This window comes from Lipingzhangella rawalii, from assembly GCF_031628175.1.
Classification (GTDB): domain Bacteria; phylum Actinomycetota; class Actinomycetes; order Streptosporangiales; family Streptosporangiaceae; genus Lipingzhangella_A; species Lipingzhangella_A rawalii.
The window spans coordinates 367,609-392,222 of the sequence record NZ_JAVLVT010000010.1 but is presented as its reverse complement, the minus strand read 5'-3'; the positions used below and the strand labels follow the sequence as shown (position 1 = coordinate 392,222).

At 69.9% G+C, this 24,614-nt stretch carries 20 protein-coding genes; 4 read left to right on the top strand and 16 right to left on the bottom strand.

Annotated elements, in window-relative coordinates:
• Nucleotides 1-5 precede the first annotated feature (5 nt).
• The 6 genes from RIF23_RS19110 to RIF23_RS19085 form a co-directional block, all read right to left on the bottom strand.
• Nucleotides 6-1,967 carry an ABC transporter substrate-binding protein gene (locus RIF23_RS19110; protein WP_310913972.1) on the bottom strand — a complete coding sequence of 654 codons (1,962 nt, stop codon included), beginning with the start codon at nt 1,965-1,967 and terminating at the stop codon, nt 6-8.
• A gap of 37 nt (nt 1,968-2,004) precedes the next feature.
• Nucleotides 2,005-3,102, bottom strand: coding sequence for an ABC transporter ATP-binding protein (locus tag RIF23_RS19105; protein ID WP_310913971.1), 1,098 nt, complete (start codon nt 3,100-3,102; stop codon nt 2,005-2,007).
• Nucleotides 3,086-4,258, bottom strand: coding sequence for an ABC transporter ATP-binding protein (locus RIF23_RS19100; RefSeq protein WP_310913970.1), 1,173 nt, complete (start codon nt 4,256-4,258; stop codon nt 3,086-3,088). The genes RIF23_RS19105 and RIF23_RS19100 overlap by 17 nt, the downstream gene beginning before the upstream one ends.
• A 22-nt stretch (nt 4,259-4,280) precedes the next feature.
• The gene (locus RIF23_RS19095; RefSeq protein WP_310913969.1) at nt 4,281-5,441 is read right to left on the bottom strand and encodes an ABC transporter permease; all 1,161 of its coding nucleotides are present in this window, start codon (nt 5,439-5,441) and stop codon (nt 4,281-4,283) included.
• Between the two features lie 3 nt (nt 5,442-5,444).
• Nucleotides 5,445-6,446, bottom strand: coding sequence for an ABC transporter permease (locus tag RIF23_RS19090; RefSeq protein ID WP_310914013.1), 1,002 nt, complete (start codon nt 6,444-6,446; stop codon nt 5,445-5,447).
• A 70-nt stretch (nt 6,447-6,516) separates the two neighbouring features.
• Nucleotides 6,517-7,623 carry a Gfo/Idh/MocA family protein gene (locus tag RIF23_RS19085; protein ID WP_310913968.1) on the bottom strand — a complete coding sequence of 369 codons (1,107 nt, stop codon included), beginning with the start codon at nt 7,621-7,623 and terminating at the stop codon, nt 6,517-6,519.
• Between the two features lie 302 nt (nt 7,624-7,925).
• Between RIF23_RS19085 and RIF23_RS19080 the strand changes: the two genes are divergently transcribed.
• A complete protein-coding gene (locus RIF23_RS19080; RefSeq protein WP_310914012.1) occupies nt 7,926-8,909 on the top strand; it encodes a LacI family DNA-binding transcriptional regulator in 984 nt (327 codons plus the stop codon).
• Between the two features lie 52 nt (nt 8,910-8,961).
• Here the strand turns inward: RIF23_RS19080 and RIF23_RS19075 are convergent, their stop codons facing one another.
• Nucleotides 8,962-10,122, bottom strand: coding sequence for a Gfo/Idh/MocA family protein (locus RIF23_RS19075; RefSeq protein WP_310913967.1), 1,161 nt, complete (start codon nt 10,120-10,122; stop codon nt 8,962-8,964).
• 484 nt (nt 10,123-10,606) lie between these two features.
• Here RIF23_RS19075 and RIF23_RS19070 point away from each other — a divergent pair, with 484 nt between their 5' ends.
• Both RIF23_RS19070 and RIF23_RS19065 read left to right on the top strand, forming a co-directional pair.
• Nucleotides 10,607-11,518: an SAM-dependent methyltransferase gene (locus RIF23_RS19070; protein WP_310913966.1), complete on the top strand. Its 912-nt coding sequence runs from the start codon at nt 10,607-10,609 to the stop codon at nt 11,516-11,518.
• 74 nt (nt 11,519-11,592) lie between these two features.
• Nucleotides 11,593-12,828: a PQQ-dependent sugar dehydrogenase gene (locus tag RIF23_RS19065; RefSeq protein ID WP_310913965.1), complete on the top strand. Its 1,236-nt coding sequence runs from the start codon at nt 11,593-11,595 to the stop codon at nt 12,826-12,828.
• A gap of 25 nt (nt 12,829-12,853) precedes the next feature.
• Here the strand turns inward: RIF23_RS19065 and RIF23_RS19060 are convergent, their stop codons facing one another.
• Together RIF23_RS19060 and RIF23_RS19055 are read right to left on the bottom strand one after the other, a co-directional pair.
• Complete coding sequence (locus RIF23_RS19060) at nt 12,854-13,624, bottom strand: hypothetical protein (RefSeq protein WP_310913964.1); 771 nt, start codon at nt 13,622-13,624, stop codon at nt 12,854-12,856.
• A gap of 90 nt (nt 13,625-13,714) precedes the next feature.
• Entirely contained in the window at nt 13,715-14,590 is an 876-nt protein-coding gene (locus tag RIF23_RS19055) for an oxidoreductase (RefSeq protein ID WP_310913963.1), read from the bottom strand.
• Between the two features lie 80 nt (nt 14,591-14,670).
• Between RIF23_RS19055 and RIF23_RS19050 the strand changes: the two genes are divergently transcribed.
• Nucleotides 14,671-15,258 carry a TetR/AcrR family transcriptional regulator gene (locus RIF23_RS19050; protein ID WP_310914011.1) on the top strand — a complete coding sequence of 196 codons (588 nt, stop codon included), beginning with the start codon at nt 14,671-14,673 and terminating at the stop codon, nt 15,256-15,258.
• Nucleotides 15,259-15,377: 119 nt separating this feature from the next.
• Here the strand turns inward: RIF23_RS19050 and RIF23_RS19045 are convergent, their stop codons facing one another.
• From RIF23_RS19045 to RIF23_RS19015, 7 genes are all read right to left on the bottom strand, one after another.
• Complete coding sequence (locus RIF23_RS19045) at nt 15,378-15,569, bottom strand: alpha/beta fold hydrolase (RefSeq protein WP_310913962.1); 192 nt, start codon at nt 15,567-15,569, stop codon at nt 15,378-15,380.
• Between the two features lie 157 nt (nt 15,570-15,726).
• Nucleotides 15,727-17,517 carry an ABC transporter ATP-binding protein gene (locus tag RIF23_RS19040; RefSeq protein ID WP_310913961.1) on the bottom strand — a complete coding sequence of 597 codons (1,791 nt, stop codon included), beginning with the start codon at nt 17,515-17,517 and terminating at the stop codon, nt 15,727-15,729.
• Between the two features lie 10 nt (nt 17,518-17,527).
• Nucleotides 17,528-19,417 (bottom strand): ABC transporter ATP-binding protein, encoded by a 1,890-nt coding sequence (locus RIF23_RS19035; RefSeq protein WP_310913960.1) that lies wholly within the window; start codon nt 19,415-19,417, stop codon nt 17,528-17,530.
• Nucleotides 19,418-19,427: 10 nt separating this feature from the next.
• Nucleotides 19,428-20,972: an ABC transporter ATP-binding protein gene (locus RIF23_RS19030; RefSeq protein ID WP_310913959.1), complete on the bottom strand. Its 1,545-nt coding sequence runs from the start codon at nt 20,970-20,972 to the stop codon at nt 19,428-19,430.
• On the bottom strand, nt 20,969-21,820 hold the full coding sequence (locus RIF23_RS19025) for an ABC transporter permease (RefSeq protein WP_310913958.1): 852 nt from the start codon (nt 21,818-21,820) through the stop codon (nt 20,969-20,971). Before RIF23_RS19025 ends, RIF23_RS19030 begins: the two co-directional genes overlap by 4 nt.
• Nucleotides 21,817-22,806 carry an ABC transporter permease gene (locus tag RIF23_RS19020; protein ID WP_310913957.1) on the bottom strand — a complete coding sequence of 330 codons (990 nt, stop codon included), beginning with the start codon at nt 22,804-22,806 and terminating at the stop codon, nt 21,817-21,819. The genes RIF23_RS19025 and RIF23_RS19020 overlap by 4 nt, the downstream gene beginning before the upstream one ends.
• On the bottom strand, nt 22,803-24,362 hold the full coding sequence (locus tag RIF23_RS19015; protein WP_310913956.1) for an ABC transporter substrate-binding protein: 1,560 nt from the start codon (nt 24,360-24,362) through the stop codon (nt 22,803-22,805). Before RIF23_RS19015 ends, RIF23_RS19020 begins: the two co-directional genes overlap by 4 nt.
• Between the last annotated feature and the right edge of the window lie 252 nt (nt 24,363-24,614).

Below are 24,614 nucleotides of genomic sequence, written 5' to 3'. Positions count from 1 at the left end.
TCGGGTCACTCGATGAAGAACTGCTCCGGGTTGGCCGGGGCCGGGGTGTTGTAGATGGAGGATTCCGGCAACGACGCGGGCACGTTGTGGAAGTCGGTGGCGACGATTCCGTAGCCGGGCTGGGGGAGGCTGATCCCGACCGCGTAGAACTGCTCCTGGGACTCGGCGAGCATCTCTTCCACCAACGCGTCGCGTGCGTCGGGGTCGGGCTCGGCCTGGATCTCGTCGTAGATCTCCAGGTGGTCCTGCACGTCCTGCGGCGGCTCCTGGGAGCGCGGGTCGTTCCCGTCGGACTCGTACCACTGCGCCCACGGGATCGCGAAATTGGACTCGCCGCTGTGGGCCGGCAGGTACCAGCGCGGGTCGTACATCACGTCGGCCATACCGTTGTCGCCGGACCACACGCTGATCTCGTGCTCGTTGTTCTCCGACTGGTCCTGCCACCGGGAACGCTCCGCCGTGTCGAGATCCACGTCCACGTCCAGGTCGTCCCAGAACTCGACGACCATTTCCATCGCGTCGATGATGTCGGGCCGGAAGTCACCGGGCACCGACAGCGTGAAACTCAACGGGGTTCCGTTCGGGCTCTGCCGCACTCCGCCGTCACGTTCGTCGTATCCGGCCTCGTCGAGGAGATCGTTGGCCTCGTCCACGTCGTAGTCGGTGTACTGCGTGGCCAGCTCCTCGTTGTAGTAGGGGCCTTCCTCGCGGGGTGCGGCCTGCCAGGGTTCGCCCTGCCCCTGGTAGACGACATCGATGATGTCTTGGCGGTTGATGCCCGTCGACATCGCCACCCGGAAATCCCGGTCCTGGAAGATCTCCCGCAGCTCCTCGTCGTCGGCGGTGAGATTGAAGGCGATCACGGCGGTGTTCATTTCCGAGAGCTCCAGCTCCATGAGCTCGTAACCACCCGACTCCTGGTGCTCCGTGACCACGGGCCGGTTCTCCGGAGTGTTGAAGTGCCGGGTGTGGAAGTCCAGTTCCCCGTTCAACGCCCGGGTCAGCATGACCTCCTCGTCTTGCAGGATGTCGAACACGACCCGGTCCAGGTAGGGCAGCTGGTTGCCCTCCGGGTCGACCTTCCAGTAGTAGGGGTTGCGCTCCAGCTCCATCTGCCCGGAGTCGGCCAGCGGCTCGGTGACCATCCACGGCTTCATCGTGGGCAGATCGGCGTTCTGCCACGTCAGCGCGGAGTCGGTAACACCGGCCTCCACTTCGAACATCTCGGTCCAGCTGTCGTAGCCCTCCTCTTCGGCACGCTCGTCAGCGTCCTCGTTGTGGTCGATGTGGAACTCTTCGAGATAGTGCTTGGGCTTGTTCACGATCTGGTAGCCCAGCAGGTCGTTCTCGGCCCACAGCGCGTCGGGCTCCTCGAAGGTGATCGTGACGGTGGTCTCGTCCAGCACCTCCGCCGTTCCGGGGTTCGTTGCCGCCACCGGGGTGAGGTCCTCGTTGTTGAAGATGTCGTTCATCGCGAAGGCGATGTCCTCGGCGGTGAACGGTTCCCCGTCGGACCACCGCAGCCCTTCGCGTAGCTCGTAGGTGAGCTCGGTGGCGTCGTCGTTGTACTCCCAGTCCGTGGCCAGGTTGGGGATGGTCTCGGTCCATTCGGTGTTCCAGCGGGTCAGCTGTTCATAGCCCACGGTGCGGCCCAGCCACGGCCAGTCCCCGATACCCATGATGGCGCTGTTCCAGGTGCCGCCGTAGGAGCCGATCTCGTCGACCGGCTCCACCACCAGGGGATCCTCGGGCAGGCGTTCCTCCAGCGGGGGAAGTTCGCCCTCGTCGACCAATGCGGCCAGTTCGGGCGCCTCGCCGGTGCCCTCGCCTGTCGCACCGTCCTCACCCTCGGGGTCGAGGCTGAAGAAGTCGCAGCCGCTGAGTACGAGGGATATCGCTGCCGTGGCCGCGGCCAGGGCCAGACCGCGCCGGGGTGGTGGCGCGGCGCCTCGGGGGATGGTGTGCATGGGTGACTCTCCTTTTCTCTGTGGGGGAGCAGAGGATTCAGGGCAGCCCGGCCAAGGACAGCTCCTCGGCGTGGTGGCAGGCCACCCGGTGTCCGGGCGTGATCTCCCGCAACGGCGGCCGGTCGATGGCGCAGCGCTCGGTGGCGTAGCCGCAGCGGGTGTGGAACGGGCATCCGCTCGGGGGAGAGGCCGGATCGGGAAGTTCGCCGGTCAACCGGATCCGTTCCCGGCGCCCCCGCAGCCGCGGATCCGGAACGGGAACCGCCGAGATCAGCGCCTCGGTGTAGGGGTGGCGGGGGTGGCCGTACAGCTCACTGGTGTCCGCCTGTTCCACGACCCGCCCCAGATACATCACTGCGACCCGGGTACACACGTGTTCCACCACCGACAGGTCATGGGAGACGAAGAGGTAGGTTAGCCCCATCTCGTCCTGAAGATCCTGGAGCAGGTTCAGGATCTGGGAGCGCACCGACACGTCCAGTGCGCTCACGGCCTCGTCGGCGACGACGAGCCGCGGGCCCGGCACGAGGGCGCGGGCGATACTGACCCGCTGGCGTTCCCCACCGGAGAAGGCGTGCGGGTAGCGGCGCAGGTGGTCGCGGCGCAGCCCCACCCGCTCCAGAATCCCCGCCACCCGCTCCTCCAGCTCGGCCCCGCCGACGCCCTGAAGCACGCGCAGGGGTTCACCGACGAGGTCCAGCAGGGTCAACCGGGGGTTGAGGGAGGCGTGTGGATCCTGGAAGATCATGCGAACCTCCTGGCGGTACTCCGCGAGATCCGCCGAGCCCAGGCGCGTCGCGTCCAGCAGCCGCCCCTGCCCCGACCGGTAGTACACCGCGCCGCGGACCCCGGACCGCAGACCCAGCACAGCCGAACCCAGGGTGGTCTTCCCGCAGCCCGACTCGCCGACCAGGCCAAGGGTCTCGCCGTGGTCCAACCGCAGGTCCACACCGTCGACCGCCCGCACCATCTGCGCGGTGCGACGCAGTCCCCGGCGCCGCACCGGGAAGTGCACCTCGAGGCCCCGCGTTTCCAGGAGTGCTGGTTCGCCGTGCCCCTGGGTGGCGGTGTCGTCGGCGGCCCCGGCGTGGACGCCGGGTGTGCCCGCGGCGGGGATGTCAGTCTCGGCGGGCATTGGGGGACTCCGATCTGGACGGGGTGTGGCCATCGGCCGCGGGTGGGGCGATGCCGGTGTCGGGGACACGGCCAGCCAGCTGTCCGCTCGTGCCACTGGTGGTTTCGGAGGGTGGTTCGACGCCCCCGTGCAGCAGACAGCGCACCCGCCGCCCGCTGTCGAGAACCACCTCCGGCGGGTCGATCGCGTCACACAGTCCGGGTATGGCGCTGTCGCAGCGGTTACGGAACACACATCCGCTGGGGCGGGTGGCCGGGTCGGGGACCGAGCCGCGGATGGCGGGCAGTCGCGACTGTCGGGGGCCACCCATGCGCGGAATCGACTCCAGTAACGCCCGCGTGTAGGGGTGCTGGGGGTCGTGGAACACCTCGTCCACCCCGCCCCGCTCCACCACACGCCCGAGGTACATCACCGCGACCTCGTCGGCGATCTCAGCCACCACCCCCATGTCGTGGGTGATGAACAGCATCGCCATGCCGCGCTGGTGTTGCAGATCGGCGAGCAGGTCGAGGATCTGGGCCTGGGTGGTGACGTCCAGGGCGGTGGTGGGCTCGTCCGCGATGAGTAGCCGCGGGGCGCAGGACAACGCCATGGCGATCATGACGCGTTGGCGCATCCCCCCGGACAGCTGGAACGGGTACACGTCCACCATCCGCTCGGGGTTGGGGATTCCCACCCGGGTGAGGAGGTCGATGCTGCGCTCGCGGGCCTCGGCCCGCGATACGCGTTCGTGCACCCGGATAGCCTCGCCGATCTGGTTGCCGACCCGGTGCACCAGCGACAGGGAGGACATGGGCTCCTGGAAGATCATGGCGATCTCGTCTCCCCGCACCGCCCGGATGCCGCGGCTGGTGGGCCCCAGCGCGGCCAGATCCACAGGCGGTTGCGTGGTCGCTCCCGTGGAGTCCGGTTCGGGGGGCGGATGGAGGAGTACCCGCCCTTCCGTGATCCGTCCCGGCGGTTCCACAAGCTGGAGCACCGAACGGGCCGTGACACTCTTGCCGCAGCCGCTCTCGCCGACGACGCACAGCGTGCGTCCGTGGCGCAGTTGGAGGTCCACACCGTTCACGGCCGGGACCTCACCCGTGTCGGTGGCGAACCGCGTGCTCAGCCCCCGCACGTCCAGCACAACCTCAGGGTGGGTGTCAGTTGACATGGGTCTCACCTGTTCCACGCGCTTACTGGTAGGGGTCTGCGGAATCGCGGATCCCGTCGCCGATGAAGTTCAGCGCCAACACCGCAACCGTCACCGCCACTCCGGGCAGCAGCGTCCACGGCGCTCCCGCGATCGAGTGGATGTTCTGCGCCTCCTGCATGAGCACCCCCCAACTGACCACCGGCGGTTGGAGGCCCAGCCCGAGGAAGGACAGTGCACTCTCGGCCAGGATCATCAGGGGAATGGCCAGGGTCAGGGAGGCGACGATGTGGCTGGTGAACGAGGGAAGCATGTGTCGCCGGATGGTGCGGGCCCGGCCGCAGCCGTCCAGGCGGGCCGCCAGGACGAAGTCCTCCTCGCGTAAGGACAGGAAGCGGCCCCGGACGACCCGGGCCAGGTCGGTCCAGCCGATCAGGGATAAGATCACCGTGATCGCGAAGTAAGTCGTGAGTGGCCCCCAGTCGTTGGGGACCGCGGCTGTCAACCCCATCCACAAGGGGATAGTGGGGATGGACATGGTGAATTCGATGAGGCGCTGGACGATGGTGTCGGTGCGGCCACCGAAGTAACCGGAGATCCCCCCGAGCGCGATCCCGATCAGGAACGCCAGTGCGACCCCCACCAGGCCGATGGACAGGGAGACGCGCGTGCCGTAGATGATGCGGGAGAGCATGTCGCGGCCGTTGCGGTCGGCACCGAGTAGGTACATCGGATCATCGGCGTTCACCGGGCCGATCAGGTGCCGGTTCGCCGGGAACAGGCCCCACATCTCGTACTCGGTGCCCTCGACGAAGAAGCCGACCGGGATGGTGTGGGACTCGTCGACGGTGTACTCCCGGGCGAGGGTTTCCGGGTCGCGTTCGGAGCTGTAGCCGTACACGTACAGTCCCAGATCGATGCCGTCCGAGGTGTCGATGAAACGCAGAGCCTGCGGTGGGGCGTGCGTGTGGTCCGCGCTGTAGTCCTCCGGAGTGGTGGGGGCCACGAATTCGGCGAAGATCGCCACCAGCGCCAGCAGCCCCACCACGATGGTGCTGGCCATGGCCAGGCGATGCCGGCGAAAGCGCCGCCACACGAGCTGGGAGTGCGATTCCGCGCCCGGTGTCCGTGTTCTCGCCGCGGGGGCTGTCGAGGCGGGCGCGCTGCCGGTGTCGCTGCCACGCCGCAGGGGATTCCGTCCCATGGGTCAGGCCTCCTCGAGCTGGGAATGGCGGATCCGCGGGTCCCACCAGGCCAGTAGCAGGTCCGAGAGCAGGGTTCCGATGAGGGTCAGCGCGCCGAGGAGGAGAATGAACGCCCCGGCCAGGTACATGTCCTGGGTGCGCAGCGCCTCCAGGAGCAGCGGGCCGGTGGTGTCCAGGCTCAGCACGATGGAGACCATCACCTCGCCTCCGACGATCGTGGGCAGCACCCAGCCGACGGTGCTGATGAACGGGCTCAGGGACATGCGCACCGGGTATTTGAGAATGACGCGCCACTCCGGAAGCCCCTTGGCGCGGGCGGTGGTGACGTAGGGCTTGCGCAGCTCGTCCAGAATGTTGGCACGCAGCACCCGGATCAGGACCGCCGTTCCGGCCGTCCCGATGATCAGGACCGGAATCCAGAGGTTGCCGGCAACATCCAGCAGTTTGCCGAGGTTCCAGGGTGCGTCCACGTACTCGCGGGAGACGATGCCCCCCACGCTCTGGCCGAAGTAGGCGAAGGAGATCCACACGAACAGCAGCGCCAGCATGAAGTTGGGGGTGGCCAGGCCCAGGAACCCGAGGAAGGTGAAGACGTAGTCCCCGGCGGAGTGCTGGCGCACCGCCGAGTAGATCCCGATCGGGAACGCGATGGCCCAGCTGACCAGTACGGTGCACAGCGCGATCCCGACGCTGATTCCGAGGCGGCCCCAGATCAGCTCGGACACGTCCCGCTGGTACTGGAAGGACTGTCCGAAGTCGCCGTGCAACACGATCCCCGAGATCCAGTTCAGGTACTGGACGTAGACGGGGTCGTTGAGTCCGTACCGCTCTTCCAGGGCCTCGATCTGGCTGCGGTCCACGGTCTCGCCCCGCGCGGACAGCTCGGCGATGTAGGTCGTGAGGAAGTTTCCGGGCGGCAGTTGGATGATCACGAACGCGACCAGGGAGATCGCGAACAGGGTTGGCACCATGTAGAGCAGGCGCCGGATCAGGAAGGCCCACATGTGGCCTCCCGGGTGTGGGGTGTGGGCGGCGCTGTGCAGCAGCCGAGCCGCGGACGTGGAACCGGAACGCTCACCATCGGGGACCGTCACCGTTCATCCGGGTGTGGAACGGCGAGTCCGCTCCCAGGTCCGCGGGGCTGATGGGCCGTTCCAGAAAGGCCGAGGCGTACACGCCCGCGACCAGGCGCATGGTGCGCAGCGCCTCCGTGGAGGTGACCGGCGGTGCCTCGTTCGCGCGGAGGCAGCGCAGCACGTGGGCCACCTGGGCGCTGTGGCCGCTGTTCACCCCCTGGGGGCCCGACCTCCAGGCCGCCCACACGTCCTCCTCGTGACCGGGGGCGGGTGTGATGCGCCAGTTGTCGTCGCCGTAGCCGTACAGGTGGGTCAGTTCGAGGGTGGCACGCTCGCAGTCGATCCGCAGGTAGCTCTCCTCCCGTGGGGAGAGCAGACTGTTGACGATACTGGCGACTGCTCCGTTGGCGAAGTCCACGTGTGCCAGGGACACGTCTTCGGTATCGATCGCGCGGGCCTGCCGGCGGGCCGTGGCCGAGACGCGGACCCAGTCCCCGAGTAGCGCCAGCAGCAGGTCCATCTGGTGGATCCCGTGCCCCATCGTCGGTCCACCACCCTCGGTGTCCCACCGGCCCCGCCAGGGCACGTCGAAGTAGGACTGCTCCCGGAACCAGGTCGTGTGGCACACCGCGACAAGGGGACGTCCCAGGGCGCCCGAGGCCAGCATTTCCCGCGCACGCAGTGCTCCGGAGCCGAACCGGTGTTGGAACACGGTCGCGACCCAGGGCCCCCGCGTGCCCTCGGCGGCCGCCAGTTCCTCAAGCTCGGCCGTGCTGAGGGTGGGGGGTTTCTCCACGAGGGCGGATGATCCCGCCTGGAGGCAGGCCAGGACCTGGTCTCGGTGCAGCCCCGGGGGTGTGCAGACATGCACCAGGTCGGGGGAGACCTCGTCCAGCAGTGTCGCCAGGTCGCCGTAGCTCCGGGGGACGGCGAGGTGGTTGGCGAAGGTGGTACGCGCCTCTTCGTTGACGTCGGCGACCGCGACGACCTCGACCTGGTCCGGCAGGGCGGACAGCGCCTCGGCGTGAAACCGGGCGATGTTCCCGGTGCCCAGGATGGCCGCGCGTACGGTCGGCGCGCTGTCCACAGCGGGGGAGGTGTCCATCGTGCTCCTTGTGGGAAATCGCTTTCCACGGGCTCGCGGGGCGGGGATGGGGGAGTGGGTGGTTTCCGTGGTCGGTGTAGCGAAGCCTGGGGGAAGGCTGACCGAAACTATCGGTAACGTTTCGGTAATACTGGAGGTCAAATTTACGGCCTCATTGGAACAAGGGTCAAGAGTGTGTTGTGATAAAACTCATACTCCTGGGCGATCCTTTGGTGATGTCCAGGTAGCATGACCGGGTGACTGCGCACTCGGCTGACTCGATCGGCAATGATGTTCCGCCAGAACCGGTAACGATCTCGAAAATTTCGGAAGCTGCGGGGGTGTCGGTTGCCACCGTGTCGAAGGTGCTCAATGGCCGGGCCGACGTCGCCCCCGCGACGCGGTCCCGGGTGGAGGACCTCATCGCCCGGTACGGCTACCAGCGCCGACGCGCCGCCACGACCAGTCGCTCCGCCCGGGTCGACCTGGTTTTCCACGAACTGGAGAGCGCCTGGGCGCTGGAGGTGATCCGTGGCGTGCAGCGGGTGGCGCGTGACGAGGGGTTCGACGTGGTTCTCTCCGAGTCCGATGGACACCAGACCCCTCGCGACGCCTGGGTGGATACCGTTCTCGACCGGCGTTCCGCCGCAGCGATCCTGGTGCTGTCCGGGCTGACCGACGAGCAGCACACCCGTCTGGCCACGCACGGGGTGCCGTTCGTGGTGGTCGACCCGGCCGGGGAACCGGCGGGAGGTGTGCCGTCGATCGGGGCCACCAACTGGAGTGGCGGTCTCACCGCGACACGTCACCTGCTGGATCAGGGACACCGGCGGGTGGGCGTGATCGGCGGGCCCGGTCACATGCTGTGTAGCCGGGCCCGGGTCGACGGCTACCGTTCCGCGCTGGAAGCGGCCGGACTCCAGTGGGATCCCACCCTGGTGCGGTCCGGTGACTTCCATGTCGACGGCGGCCGGCAGCAGGCCCGGGAACTGCTGACCCTGGACGATCCGCCCACGGCGATCTTCGCCGGCAGCGATCTGCAAGCGATGGGAGTCTACGTCGCCGCCCGGGAACTGGGCCTGCGCATCCCCGAGGATCTCAGTGTCGTGGGTTTCGACGACCTGCCGGTCGCGGGATGGTTGGGCCCCCCGTTGACCACCGTTCGGCAACCCCTGGTGGAGATGGCGGAGGAGGCCACCTACCTCGCACTGACCCTCAGTCGGGGGGAGAAGCCAGCCAACCTGCGGCTGGATCTGGCCACCGATCTCGTGGTGCGGGAGAGTACGGCCCCCCGGTCGCATCGCTGAACCGAGGCGTGTCCGTGGTGCGTGCTGGGGGCCGACGCTCATCGGCTCGGCCTCAGCGCTGCGCGGCAGCGACATCGTCCAGCTCCACACGGCGCCCCTCCCGGGAGGAGAGCAGCCCCGCTTCGGCGAGGCGGATCCCCCGGACGCCGGAGTGGAAGTCGTGGACGTGGTCCGTCCCGGCAACGACGTCGCGTATGAACTGTTCCCACTGGGCCTGGAAGCCGTTGGGTAGCTGCGCGTTCTCCGGGACCGGGGACCACTGGTGTCGGAAGGGTTCCTGCGGTGGGAGATCGGGGTTCCACACTGGGCGGGGCGTGTGTGAGCGGTGCTGAACCCGGCAGTCCCGCAGTCCGGCAACGGCGCTGCCCTCGGTCCCGTCCACCTGGAACTCCACCAGTTCGTCCCGGTGCACGCGCACACACCAGGAAGAGTTGATCTGAGCGACGGCACCCCCCTCCAGCTCGAAGATGCCGTAGGCGGCATCGTCGGCCGTGGCGGGGTAGGACTGGCCGCCTTCGTCCCAACGTGTGGGGATATGGGTGGCGGCGTGCGCCGTTACTGCCCGGACCGCTCCGGCAATGTCCTCCAACACGTAGTTCCAGTGGCAGAACATGTCGGTGACGATGCCGCCACCGTCTTCGGCCCGGTAGTTCCAGCTGGGGCGCTGCGCGGTCTGCCAGTCTCCTTCGAAGACCCAATAGCCGAACTCCCCCCGCACTGAGAGGATCCGGCCGAAGAATCCACCCGTCACGAGTCGACGCAGTTTCACCAGGCCCGGTAGGTACAGCTTGTCGTGTACCACTCCGTGACGCACACCGGCCGCGTCGGCCAGTTCGGCAAGGCCGCGGGCCTCGACTGCTGAGGAAGCCACCGGCTTCTCCGCGTAGACGTGTTTCCCGGCCGCGATGGCCGCACGTACGGCCGACTCACGGGCCGACGTCGCCTGGGCATCGAAGTACACCCGCACCGTGGGGTCGGCCAGTACCGAGTCCAGGTCAGTGCTCCAGTGGTCGAGACCGTGCCGGGCGGCGACGGTGGCCAGTTTCTCCGGGTTGCGGCCTACCAGAACAGGTTCCAGGAGAACGTGGTCACCGTCGGCGGTGACCACGCCCCCCTGGTCGGCGATGGCCAGAATGGAGCGAACCAGGTGTTGGTTGTAGCCCATGCGGCCGGTGACGCCGTTCAACGCCACCCGCAGTGTGGAGGTTGGCATGACTGGGGGATCCTCCTCAGTGGAAAGCGCTTTCCATTAGCGGTCGAAAATGTCCCCCGTGAACCGGGGGCGACTGGTCTGGCCGGAGCCGTGTGGTGGGACTTCGTGCGGGGGCGCCACGCTCTGGGTGACGCATCTGGTTGCTGAATTAGTTTGGCGGCTGAACTAATGCGGGTCAAGAGGAAGGTAGATCCGTGTTCGAGCCGAGGATCGGCAATCACCCGGGCCACACGCGAGGCTGGCCGTGGTGGGGTGCGAGCTCTGGGATGCGGTGGCGTGTGACTCGAGCCTGTGGGGAGGAACGCAGCCCCACATCGCGGCCAAGGGGAGTGTGCGGGCGCACCGGGGGCGCCCCAGCCTGCCGGGTCGTGCCCCGGCGCCGAGTCACACGGTCCCTGACCGCATGGAATGTCCCGTGTGGAGGGACATGTGGCATTCTGGCCGCGTTGCGCGAGCCGGTGCGGTCGGAACCATGGGGTGCCTGATGAACAGTGACCAGACCATGCCACCAGGGCGGGACAGCCTCCAGCAGGCTGGTGGGGGCAGCCCAGACGCCGACACATTCCCCCCGGACATACCCACTGACCGCCCCACCTCGGCACGGGCCTATGGCTGGCTGTTGGGCAGCAAGGACAACTTCCAGGTGGATCGCGAACTGGTGCTCGGCCTGCTCCAGGCGTTCCCCGAGTCCGTGGACGAAGCCCGGTCCAACCGCCGCTTCCTGTACCGGGCGGTGCGCTACCTCGCTCGGGATGTCGGTATCACCCAGTTCCTGGACCTGGGCTCGGGGCTACCTGTGGAGAACAACGTGCACGAGGTGGCCCAGCGTTTCCAACAAGCGGCCCGCGTGGTCTACGTCGACAACGATCCCATCGTGCTCGCGCACGGCCGCGCGCTGCTTGCCGACGACGACTCGACGACGGTCATCCAGGCTGACGTGACCGAACCGGCCACGATCCTGCACCATCCCGAAGTGACCCGACTCCTCGATCTCAGCCAGCCGGTGGGGGTGTTGCAGTTCGGGGTTCCGCACTGCATTCCCGACGACGAAACCGCCCGAGCCGCGGTTCTGGAGCCGATGGAACACGTGGTGTCCGGGAGCTACCTCGCCGTCTCCCACGTGGTCGCCGATGATCGGGAGACCGCAGACGAGGTCACCGCCACCATCAGTGGACTGGGCATGCCCTGGCGTACCCGCCTTCCCGACGAGTTCGCCTCGTGGCTGACGGGATTCGAGGCGGTGGAGCCGGGCCTGGTGGATCTCAACGACTGGCGGCCCGACCGGAACCAGCCGGCGTTGACCGAGGTCGACCCACAGCTGCGTCCCTACCTGGGTGCCACCGAGCGTTACGGCAAGCGCACCTACGAGTACGGCGGGGTGCTGCGCAAGCCCTGAGGCCGGACCCGAACGTGACGCGGTTGCGTGCCTACAGTGGGGACCGGTCCGGACCGGCGAATGCAGGGGGACGCGTGAACAGGACCGTGCTGATCTCCGGAGTGGCCACGGGCCTCGTGGTGCTCGCCGCGGGCGGTGGCTTCCTCCTGTTGGACGAGAACACAGCGGATACGCCGACGACGGGTACGGACGAGGACCCGACCGCCCCCGATGCCCCTCGGGTACCCGATCCCCAACCCGAGGTCGACATCCTGGCCGAGGGCTTCGACCAGCCGTGGGGCCTGGATGTCCTACCCGGCGCGGACCGGTTGCTGGTGACCGAGCGTCCCGGGGCGCTGTCCCTGGTGGACACCGCTTCCGGAGAGGTGACCGAGATTGACGGGATCCCCGAGGTGACCGCGCAGGGCCAAGGCGGCCTGCTGGATGTGGCGGTTCACCCGGACTTTCCCGAGTCCGACTGGATCTATCTCACCTACTCCGCCGCAGCGCAGGACACGGATACCACCACGCACCTGGCTCGGGCCCGGCTGGACCCGGCAGCAGCCCAGCTCGTTGAGCTGGAGCCGCTGTTCGCGGCGGAACCGTCCCTCCCCGCGCACCAGCACTACGGCTCCACGGTTGCCTTCGGCCCGGACGGCATGGTGTACCTGACGGTTGGCGACCGGGGCGACAAGAACTTCGATGACCATCCCGCCCAGGACACCACGACCACGCTCGGCACTACCGTGCGTCTGGAGCCCGACGGCTCGATTCCCGAGGACAATCCCTTCGTCGGCGCCCCCGGGGTCGCCGACGAGATCTACTCCTACGGGCACCGCAACGTGCAGGCTATGGCGTTCCACCCGCAGAGCGGACAGCTGTGGCAGGCCGAACACGGCGAGGAGGACGGCGACGAGATCAATGTGGTTCAGGAAGGCGGAAACCACGGTTGGCCGGAGGCGCACACCGGCTGCGAATACGGCACCGACACGCCCATCGGGGACCATCCCGCCGACCGGGAGGACATCGTGGACCCCGTGCACTACTGGGAGTGCGGCAGTGGTGGGTTTCCCCCCTCCGGAATGACCTTCTACCAGGGCGAGGAGTTCCCCAGCTGGCAGGGAGACCTGCTGGTGGGCACCCTGGCCGGCCAGTATCTGGCCCGGTTCACCGTCGACGAGCGGCGGGTTGAGGAGGCCGACCCGCTGTTGGACGGAGAGGGGATGCGTATCCGCAATGTCGCGGTGGGACCGAGCGACGGGGTCCTCTACGTCGCCGTGGACGACAGCGACGCCCCCGTCCTGCGGATCACCAACGCCGCGGAGCAGTAGTCCCCGAGCAGGCGACGCACCACCCTCAGGGGTGGGCTTCCGGCGGGGGTTGCATGCTGGGTGGGTCCCCCCAGTAGTGGTAGATCGCAGATACGACATCGCTGGCAGCGGCCCGCATCTGTGCCTGGGGGATGCTGGCGTCGAACCGGAACAGTCGCCGGTTGACGGGATGTAGAACCCGCTGGAGGCCCGTCACTGTGATCCCGTCGGCGGTGTGGGCGTACAGCGCCAGATAGCTGTGCTCCCCCATGCCACCCACCCGGGAACGGGCCAGATCCGCCCAGCGCACCCAGGCCCTGCCCGCACCCGCCTCCAGATAGACCCCCTCCGGCAGCAGCGCGATACCGCCCGGACCGGCGAACAGTGAGCGCAGCCCCAGAATCCCACACACCCCGAAGAAGCCGACCGCGAGCAGCCCGACACCGAGCGTGGCACCGGACGGAAACCCCCAGGCGGCGGACTGGATGCCCAGGTGGAGGCCGACGAGGACCATGACCGTGCCCGCCACCACGAACGCGACCGCGCCCACCAGCACCCCCACCGCGTAGGCGCGCCGCCCCGGAAACACCAGACCCACGGTCGCGCTGGTGTAGCGGCGTGCCCCGGGAAGCGTCCCGTAGGGCACGGCGCCATCCCCGAACTCCACCGGGCTGCCGCCTGTCGTGGGTGGGTGGCTGAGCAGCAGGTAGGACAGGCCGCAGCCACCGAAGAACACGACTCCGAGAAGCGCGACGGGCTCGCCCGTGGCCACCCCGAGGCCGCAGAGCACGGCCAGCAGGGTGCACGTTGTCAGCACGCTGGTCCTGGTCCCCACGGGAGGAAGTCTAGAAGTGGGGGGTATGCGAGACGCCGTCCAGGTCGTGGGGGTTGTGGGAGGTGGCGAGGGTTACAGGGGGAAGGTGGCCCTTGTGAGTTTCTCCGAAAGGTCCCACAAGCGGCGGGCCGCGGTGGTGTCGCGTGCTGCGGCGCTAGGGCGGTTGGGGCCCGGGGCTCCCCGCATGCCGCCCAGGCCGGTCGGGCCTGCGTAGCCAGCACCGGGCATATCCGCGGTGGCAGCGTAGTGGATGGGCTGGGCACCGGCGGCGGCACTTTGCGCGAACACCGTGTTGGCGATCCGCATCAACTGGTTGGTGATGCGGTTGCCGGTGCGGGTCTGGAGATTCGTGGCGGCGTAGCCGGGGTGGGCCGCGGTGGCGCGGACCGGGGATCCGACCTGTTCGAGTTTCTGCTGTAGTTCCAGGGTGAACAGTAGGTTGGCCAGTTTGGACTGACCGTAGGCGCGGGTGGGGGAGTAGCCGTGTGCCATGTTGACGTCGTCGAAGCGGATGCCGCGTACGGCGTGGTGCATTCCCGAGGAGACGGTGACGACCCGCCCGGTCACGTGCTCCAGCAGGAGGTTGGTCAGCGCGAAGTGGCCGAGATGGTTGACTCCGAACTGGGTCTCGAAGCCGTCCGCGGTGCGGGATTCGGGCACCATCATCAGCCCGGCGTTGTTGATCAGCAGGTGGATATCGCCCTGCCAGGCGTGGGCGAACGCGTGTATTGAGGACAGGTCGGCGAGGTCCAGCTGACGGACCTCGGTCTGGCCGGGGATGCGTGTCGCCGCCTGCTCTCCTTTGGCGGTGTCGCGCACCGCGAGCACGATCCGAGCGCCGTCGCGGGCCAGAGCCCGTGCGGTCTCCAGCCCCAGGCCGCTGTTGGCGCCGGTGATGATGGCGGTGGTGCCCGACAGGTCGTGGGGGGTGGCTCGCTCCGCGCTCATGCGGTCACGCTAGACACCCAAACTCAAAGTTGTCAATGACAACAATGGTGGCGGTGGCAGCATTATCTATGCTGGTGCACATGGCCGATCGCCCGTACCACCACGGACACCTGCGGGCCACACTGTTGGCCAACGCCGAACGGGCGCTCGCCGAACGCGGACCCGGTGCGCTGTCCCTGCGGGAACTGGCGCGGGAGGCGGGCGTCAGCCACGCCGCTCCCGGGCGGCACTTCCGGGATAAGCAGGCGCTGCTGGACGCCCTGGCCCTCAACGGTTTCCAACGCCTCAACGACGCGCTCGCCCGGGCCAGTACGGACGGTCAGGACGCACGCTCCCGCATGGGGAGCCTGGCGCGGGCCTACCTCAGCTTCGCACGCGACAACGCCGCCCTCCTGGACCTGATGTACACCCGCAAGCACGACAGCGACATTCCCGAACAGCTGACCGGGGCCATCGATTCCGTCCTTACCACCGTGGTGCACTGCATCACCGAGGGACAGCGCCGGGGCGAGGTGACCGACGGCGACCCCACCACCATCGCCTACACGATCGCCGCGACCCTGCACGGATTCAGCGCCCTCACCCCGAACCAGGAGATGACCGCGCAGCGGGACGCCTGGCTGGACGAAGTGATCGCCCTACTGTTCACCGGAATCAGCCCCCGGTAAGCGTGTTGGCGCCCCAGCTCGAGACCAGGGCACGGCCGATTCGCGCAGCGATCTCCCACAGTGCTCGCCCAGACACGGGGTCGACACCCCCAGCACCGGTCCCGGGGCGAGGCCCGAGTTCACGCACCACCCGGCAGCCGGCGCGCAAAGCCCGCGATGGCCCGGGTGAGCTCATCGGCGCGTTCGGTGTGCGGCCAGTGCCCACAACCCGGGCGCTCCACGCGATGTACCGGCCCGCCCAGGTGGCGTTGGGCCACGTCCAGCTGGTCCAGAGTGCCGTACTGGTCCACGTCGCCCTGAACCAACAGCACTGGGCACTCCACCCGGGTCAGGCGGTGCCGGACGTCCCACCCCGTTGCCCCGCCCCGGGACGGCCCGCCGCGGGGCAGGTAGCCGGCACACGCCCCCCACCATGGCGGTCCCCAACGGGGCACCTCGCGTGGCCGCTCGGGGCGTGCGCCGCCGAGCTCAGTCCTGTCCCTGACCCACGCGCCATCGGGCCGCGCGCTGGCGCTCGTCCCACAGGCCCGCGTAGCGCCCGGCCGTCTCCAGCAGTTCCGCGTGGGTGCCGCGCTCCACCACCCGGCCCCCGTCCAGCACCAGGATCTGGTCGGCATGCCGGATCGTGTTCAGCCGGTGCGCCACCACCAGCACCGTGCGGTTGCGGACCAGCTCCGCGAACGCCTCCTGCACCGCCCGCTCGTTGAGTGGGTCCAGGGCGGCCGTGGCCTCGTCCAGCAGGATGACCGGAGCGTCCTTCACGATGGCGCGCGCGATCGAGATCCGCTGTCGCTCCCCACCCGAGAGGGTGGCCCCACCTTCCCCCACCACGGTCTCGTACCCGTGCGGCAGCTCCTGGATAAACGCATGTGCCTGAGCCCGCCGCGCCGCGTTCTCCACCATCTCCCTGGTGGCCTCCGGACGTCCGAAAGCGATGTTGTCCCGTACGGTCCCCTGGAACAGGTACGGATCCTGGAACACGATCGTGAACATCCCGAACAGCTGTTCCTCGGTGAGGTCACGGACATCCACACCGCCCACCTGAACCGAGCCCGCGTCCACGTCGTAGAACCGGGCGAGCAGTGCGAGCAGGGTGCTCTTCCCGGACCCCGACGGCCCCACCACCGCGGTCATCGTGCGCGGGGGCACATCGAAAGACACCTCGCGCAGCACCGGGGTGTCCTCCTGGTACCCGAAGGACACGTCCACGCACCGGACCGACGGTTCGCCCGGATCCTCCCCGGGATGCTCCGGGGTCACCTGCGGGGCCAGGGCGTGCAGCGAGTCGATCCGGCGCAGCGCCGCGTCGGCGAGACGTGCCTGCTCGGCGCCGCCAGCCACCTCCAGCAGCGGCGTGTAGACACGCAGCACCAGCACCAAGAAGACGAGGACGGTGCCCGCGTCGATGCGCCCGCCGGCGTACCAGTAGCCCGCGGCCGCGATGGTCAGCGGGGTGCCCAGCTGCACCACGCCCATCGCCAGGAACGTGCGGGGCACCAGACGGGTGGCCAGGGCATTGTTGATCCGGCGGACATCCTCCACCGCCGCGCGGAACCGCTCCAGGCGCTGGGCGTTGCGGTCCAGTGCGCGGATGACGGCCAGCCCCTGGATGTACTCCGTGATGCGCCCGTTGGCGGTGGCCAGCAGGTTCGCCCGTTCCAGCGCGGTGGTGCCGAAGCTGCGGGTGGTCCAGATGTACAGCGGAGTGGCCACCAGGACACTCACCGCCACGGCCGCCGCCAGCGGCGGGTCCACCGTCAGCAGACCTACCAGAATGAACCCCGGAAGGGCCAGGGCGCCCAGCGTCTGCGGCAGCCCGTGGTGCACGTAGCCACTGACCGCGTCCATGTCGGAGGTGAGTGTGGTCGAGACGTCCCCCGAGCCGATGTCGCGCACCGTTCCGATCGGTAGGCGTTGCACATGCTCCAGGGTGCGTTCGCGCATGCGGCCCACCGCGCGGAAGGTCGAGGTCCACGCGATCCGGTAGCTGACGTAACTGAAGCCGTACTGGGCCGCAACCCCGGCAATCACCGTGAGGACGGCCGCGAGGACGCGCCCCCCGGTCAGGCCGTCGGTGCGGATCAGTTCGATGACCCAGACCAGGGTGACCACGGGGACGGCCGCGGCAAAGGAGATCAGCAGCCGCAGCCCCAGAGCGAAGGCGAACGGGCGCCGGTAGGGGCCGAACAGGGACCAGGCCGTGCGTAGCGGCCCTCGGGGAGATGGCTGATTGTGGTGTCGGGTAGCGCTGGAATCCACGTCGTTCTCCCTACTCGCCGCTGCCGGCCGATGCCCCGGCTACGGTCCCGTCATGGACCGCCCGGCCGAGGGCGATCTGTTCGGCGGACTCGAACGCCTGCCACATCTGGGCGTAGCGACCGTCGCGGCCCAGCAGCTCCGCGTGCCGACCGCGTTCCGTGACCTGCCCGTCGTCGATGACCAGGATTTGGTCGGCGCCCACCACCGTCGACAGGCGGTGCGCGATCATGATCACGGTGCGCCCGCGAACCAGCTCGTCGATGGCCGCCTGCGTCGCCACCTCGTTCTCCGGGTCGATGAAGGCGGTGGCCTCGTCCAACACGATGATCTGCGCGTCCTTGAGCAGCGCCCGGGCGATGGACAACCGCTGGCGCTGCCCGCCGGACAGCCGCGCCCCGTGCTCGCCGATCCGGGTGGCGTAGCCCTCGGGCAGCGCGGTGATGAAGTCATGGGCCTGCGCCGCGCGGCAGGCCGCCTCAACCTCGTCCGTGCCGGCTTCCGGCCGGGCCAGTCGCAAGTTCGCATCGATCGAGTCATCGAACAGGAAGGTCTCCTGGAGCACGAAGGACACGCGTTCCATCAGCTCGGCGAACGGCAACGCGCGGACGTCGCTGCCACCGACCCGAACCGCACCGGAGTCCACGTCGAAGAACCGGCAGACCAGCTGCGCGACTGTGCTCTTTCCCGCACCGGAGGGCCCCACGAGCGCGGTCACGGTTCCCGGATCGGCGCGGAAGCTCACCCCGTGCAGCGCCGCGCGGGTCGCCCCCGGGTAGCGGAAGGACACGTCCACGAACTCGACGGAGCCGTCGCCGGGATCCGCGGGGGCATCACCCTCGGGAAGCTCCTCGGCCGCCTTCAACTCCCGCACCACCCGCGCGGCATGGCCCAGCTCGCTGGCCTGGGCGCTGAAGCGGACCAGGGTGGTGACCTGGGCCCCGTACCCGAGGCCGAGCACGAAGAAGAAGAGCAGGTCGGCCAGGGCGATGCTGTCCGTGGTCCACAGCAGCAGGCCGACCGGGACCACGGTGAGCGCGGGCGAGGCGGCCAGCGTGAAGGAGGCGGTGAACGCGGGAAGCAACCGCAGCCCCCAGTCGGCCTGGTACTCGGCGGCGGCCCGGATCGCGTCCCGGGTCTCGGTGAAGGTGTCGCCGGTGCGGTTGAAGGTCCGCACGATGGGCATGCCGCGCACCATCTCCACCACGGAGCCGTTCATGCGGGCCATCGCCGCCAGGTAGCCCCCCATGAGCTGCTGGCTGCTGTGCACGGCGCGGCCCGACAGCCACAGGGACGCGGCGAGGCAGGCCACCGCCGCGAGCGCCAGCCTCCAGTCGATGAGGAACATCCACACCGTGGTGGCCAGCACCGCCACGACCGCTCCCGTGGCCTCGGGAACGGCGTGTGCCAGGAAGCCCTCGAGCCGCTCGACCTCATCGGTGAGGGTGCGCTGGATGGTGCCGGAGCGGCTTCCCGTCACCCGACCCATCGGCACCCGGGTGAGCCGCTGGCCGATCCGCGTCCGCAACCGCGCCAGCGTCCGGAAGGCCGCCCGGTGGGACACCAGCGTGGACACCGCGCTCAGCGCGTAGTAGGCGAGCAGGAACAGCAGCGCCGCCCCGGCCTGGGTCAGCATGCTGGACAGGGTCGCCTCGCCCGCGACCAGGTCCCGGATCGCCAGGTAGATCACGAAGAACGGCCCGAGCTGGCACAGCGTCCCCAGCGTGGCCAGCACGGTGGCCAGCACGTAGCGTCCCGCCTCCTCGCGCGTGAACGACAGCAGCACCGCGAACGCGCCCGAGCCGCGGGCGGCGGGCTCCGGGTCCGGGGCGGCCTCGTCGTCCACTGGCGTCCGGGCCTGCCCCGGGACGGGTTCCGCGCCCGCATCGGTGTCGGTGGTCATTGCAGGTCACCTACTCCTCTCCTCGGATGGACGCTCCGGCGGGGACCCCGCGCAGCGCGGGAACGCCGACCAGGGCGGCACTGGCCGCGGTGCGCGGATGGTCGAGAACGTCGGTGGTGGCACCGTCCTCGACGATCACTCCCGCGTGCAGCACCAGCGTCCGCTCGGTTCCGCGACGTGCGACGCCGACGTCGTGCGTGATGTGCAGGACGGCCAACCCACGGTCCGCGCGCAGGTCATCGATCAGGTCGACCATGGCCGCGGCGGTCTCCGCGTCCAGTGCGGACGTCGCCTCGTCACACACGAGCAGGCGGGGACCGGCCGCCAGGGCCCGCGCCAGCGCCACCCGCTGACGCTGGCCCCCGGACAGCTCCTGTGGGCGGCGGTCGGCCAACTCGGACGGCAGGCCCACCTGGCCCAGCAGCTGGTCGGCCTCCGCGCGGGCCCCCGCACGCGACAGCCCACGCAGCAGGTGCGCGGGACGGGCCACCGAGGCCCGCACGCTGCGCCGCGGATGCAGGGCGCCGAACGGGTCCTGTGCGACCAGCTGGATCGCGGCCCGCTGGTGTGCCGCCCGCTGCGGGGCGCGCGCCACCAGCGGCTCGCCGGCCAGGCTGACCCGGCCCCCACTGGGCACGTGCAGACCGGCGAGGACCCGCGCCAGGGTCGACTTACCGGCGCCGCTCGCACCGAGCAGGGCAACGGCATCCCCCTCGGCCAGTGAGAAGTCCAGACCCGCCAGCACCTCGGTGGTGCCCTGTCGGGCGCTGAGATCCGCCACCTCCAGCAGGGGCGCGGACGAGCGCGGCGGTCCGGGACGCGGGCGGTCATGTGCCACCCGCGGGGGTGCGCCGCGTGCCGCGCCAGGGGCGCCGCGGTCCGGGCTCCCGGGTGGACGCAGCCGCAGGGTCGCCGCGCACATCCGTTCCACCAGCTGCGCGTCGTGGGAGATCAGCAGGAGGGCGAACCCGAGCTCGCGGCGCAGCCGCTCGATCTCCGCGACCAGCACCTCGGCCGTGGCCCGATCCAGCCCGGCGGTCGGCTCGTCCAGGATCAGCAGCCGCGGCCGCGCCGCAAGGGCACGGGCCAGCGCGAGGCGCCGCTGCTGCCCACCCGAGAGCTCGCCGGGTCGGCGCCGCTGGAACGCGCGGTCATCCGGCAGCGCCACCGCCCGCAGCCGCTGCTCCACCGCCGCCGGTCCGGCACCCTCCAGCATCTCGGCGATCTGCCGGCCCACGGGCATGGTCGGGGTGAGCGCCGCGGCCGGATCCTGGCTCAGCCAGGCGACGGTGTTCCGGCGCAGGCGCCGCCGTCTGCGCTCCGGCAGGGTGCGGACATCCGTCCCGGACAGCAGCACGCGGCCCCCGGTCCAGTGCAGGCCCGGCCGCAGCGCGCCCAGCGTGGCGAGCCCGAGCGTGGTCTTACCGGCTCCGGAGTCGCCGACGATGCCGAGACTCGCGCCCGGATCCAACCGCAGGGAGCACTCGCTCAGCACCGGCGTTCCGGAGGAGTCCGTAACGGTGAGCTGGTCGACGGACAGGAGCGGGTGGGTCACCAGGACCTCCGGAATCGGTCGGCGAGCCGGTCGGCGACGAGGTTCACCGAGGTGGCGAAGGCGACGATGCACGCGGCCGGCACCAGGGCGGCCCACGGGTTGAGGGAGGCGCCGACCAGGTTCTCGGCAACCATGGCTCCCCAGTTCTCCCCGAGGACCGGGCCACCCAGGCCGAGAAACCCGATGGAGGCGGTGAGGTAGACCGCGCCCACGAGGCGCAGCCCGGCGTCGGCGAGCACGGGAGCGGCGATGGTCGGCAGCACTTCGCGGCACAGCAGCACCGTGGTGCGCTCGCCCAGCGCAGCCGCGTGCTCCACGTAGCCCCGCGCCACGACGGCCGTGGTCGCCGCCCACGTGAAGCGGGTCGTGGCCGGGGTGCCCAGGACGGTGATCAGGGCAACCAGGACAACGGCGCTGGCGTCGCCCGCCGCGTGCAGCACCAGGAGGGTCACCAGTAGCGGGGGGATCACCAGGACGAGCTCGGCGGCCCGTAGGGCGAGTGCCTCCACCCGGCCGCCGTGCCAGCCCGCCAGCATGCCCAAGGTGGTGCCGATCCCGGTGCTCAGTGCGGTAGCCAGGAGCGGTAGGAGGATCAGACCCGTGCCGGCGCCGCACACCACCGCCCACACGTCGCGTCCCCGGTGGTCGGTCCCCAGCGGCAGGTCCGGGCCGGGCGGCTGGAACGGCTGGCCGAGCGAGGTCGGGGGGTCGCCGGCGACCACCAGGGGGCCGCCCACGGCGAGGGCGATGGCGAGCAGCCCCGGCAGAGCCAGTGGAACCCAGGCACCCCAGCGCCGGGCCCGTCGCAGTACCAGGTGTGGCGTTGGTGCGCCTGGTTGCGGACTCACCGCCGAGCTCCCGCGCCGCTCGCGACGGCCACACCACCTGGGCGGCGCCGTGGGGGCCGCGCGACCAGTTCCGCGGCGAAGAAACCCACCACCGCGGTCGTGGCCAGCACCATCGCCGCTCCTCCCACCAGCACCGCGTCGCGGCGCGCGAGGCCCTCGGCGACCAGGGCGGCCAGCCCCGGATATCCGAAGGCGGTCTCCACCAGCAGCGCACCCCCGACGAGGTAGGGCACGGCGAGCGCCACCGCCTGGGCCACGGGGGCGCGCACCGACGGCACCAGGTGCCGGCACAACACGCGAATCTCCGGTATGCCGGCGATCCGGGCCGACTCGACGTGGGCAGAGGTCGCCGCCTCCGCCGTGGCGGCACGGGTCAGCCGCAGCACGAACGCGCCGGCCACCGCGGCCAGGGTGACTGCCGGGAGCACGAGCTTCTCCGGTTCCCGCAGGACATCCAGCCCTCCGCCGACGAGCGAGACCGGGGGCAGCCAGCCCAGGCCGTGGGCGAACACCGCGACGAGGACCGCCGCCAGCACGAATTCGGGTACGGACAGCAGCACCACGGCGCCCAGCGAGGCAGCCCGGTCCGGCGGGGAGCCCGGACGGCTCCCCGCCACGACGCCGGCGGGGATGGCCACGCAGAGCACGAGTGCCAGTGCGCAGCCGCCCAGGACCAGGCTGCGTGCGGCGTGTTCGGCCACGATCGGCCCCACGGCCTGCCCCGTGATGGCGCTGGTGCCCAGGTCGCCACGGACCAGCCCCGCAAGCCATTCCAGGTAGCGCTCCGGCACGGGCCGGTCCAGGCCCAGCTCCGCGCGTAGCGCCGCGACCCGTTCCGGATCGGCGTTCATGCCGAGCGCCTGGGTCGCCGGATCACCCGGCAGTACCTCGACCGCCAGGAAGGTGACCGCGCTGGCCCCGAGCAGCAGGACACATCCGCCGCCCAGGGCACGCAGCACGGCCATACCCAGGGGGCGGATGCTCACGACGTCCTCGAGACGCGCTCCAAGCGGGGCAGGGACTGGATGTAGTCGATGCCCTCGACCTCGGGCAGTGTGGCGTCCAGCTGCCCGGCGAAGCCCCAGATGACGTCACCGCCGTTCTCCCAGAGGTACTCCTGGAGCTCGTCGAGGGCCCGCTGGCGGTCGCCGTCGTCCGTGGTCGCCTGCATGTCGTCCAGGAGCTCGTCGTAGGCCTCGGTGGTCAGACCGGTGACGTTGAACCCACCGCGGGAGCCGGTGAACCCGGCGACGTGTGCCGTCGCCGGCCGGTTGGCCCAGAACATGGACTGGAACGGCGTGTTGAGCAGCGCCTCCATGTCGGAGTAGTAGGTGTCGGCGGAGTCCTCGTCGATCTCGACGGTCAGGCCGGCCTCCGCTGCCTGCTCGGCCAGCAGGTGCGCCGCGTCGACCATTCCCGGGGACAGCTCGGCCACCCGCAGGGTCACGCTGGAGACTCCGGCCGACTCCAGCAGGTCGCGGGCCCGGTCGACGTCGCGCTCGCGTTGCGGAAGGTCCTCGTTGAACCCGGCGAGCCCCTGTCCGACGACGTCGTTGCCCACCGTCCCCTCGCCGTAGAGGATCGTGTCGATCATCGCCTGCCGGTCCACCAGCAGCTTCATGGCCAGCCGGACGTCGGGGTCGTCGAAGGGTTCCTGCTGCAGGTTCATGTGCAGCGCCAGGATCCCCGAGTCGGACGGACCGCCCCGCACGATCTGCAGGGAGTCGTCCTCCTCCGCGGTGGCGGCGTCGGCCGGGCTGATCGCGTGGGCGTAGTCGATCTCGCCACCGCGCAGTGCCTCCATGCGGGTTTCGGCATCGTCGATGGAGCGGATCTCGACCTCGTCCAGGGCGGCGGTCTCGTCCCAGTAGTTGTCGTTGCGTTCCAGGAGTCGGGTACCCCCGTCGGTAGAGGACAGGCGGAAGGGACCGGTGCCGATTCCGTCCTCCCAGTCGTCGTCGCTGGTGCCATCCGGGAACACCAGCGAGAACACGGCCAGGCCGGCGGCCACGAAGTCGGCGCGGGGGCGGTGCAGGGGGACGCGAAGGGTGTGCTCGTCGAGCACCTCGAAGTTCTCGACGTCCAGGTCCGCGTAGAACTGCGCGAAGTTCGGGCTCGCTTCCGGGTCGGCGAGGGTGGTGAGGCTGTAGGCAACGTCCTCGGCGGTACAGGGGCGCCCGTCGTGGAACTCGACCCCGGTGCGGATCCGGATCGTGTACTCGGTCGCGTCGTCGTTGGCCTCGATGTCCTCGGCAAGCCGGAGGACCACCTCGTCGCCCTGGGTCACCACGAGTGGGTCGAACAGGGCGAACATGGCGATGTAGTCGGACATCGCTGAGGCGAGGGGCACGTTGAGGGTCTCTGTGGCCGCGCCGGCGGCTCCCACGCGCAGGAGACCGCCCGCGGCGCCGTCCGCGCCCCGCGAGCACGCGGCCAGGGTGCTGCCGAGAGCAGCCGCGGCGGCGAGTCCCAGCGACCCGGCCAGGAACCCCCGCCGGCCCACGCCGCGCCCGGGGGTGCGCATCTTGTCGTGGCTGGTCACGACACACATCCGATGAAAATGGTTATCATAACCATTAACCTTAACACGAGGGGCAGATCCCGGGACACGGCGCGGGGCGAGAGCAGAACCCTGGGGGTGTCCGAGCGGGAGCAGGTGCGGTGCACGTCGGTACTTCGGCGACTCCGGTGCGGCGCATGGCGCTGCCCCCGCAGCATGGTGCAGCGCCGGAGTACTCGCGGCGCGGCGCGAGCCCGCGGCGGCTGGGACGCTCGTCCAGGTCTCGGCCGGACA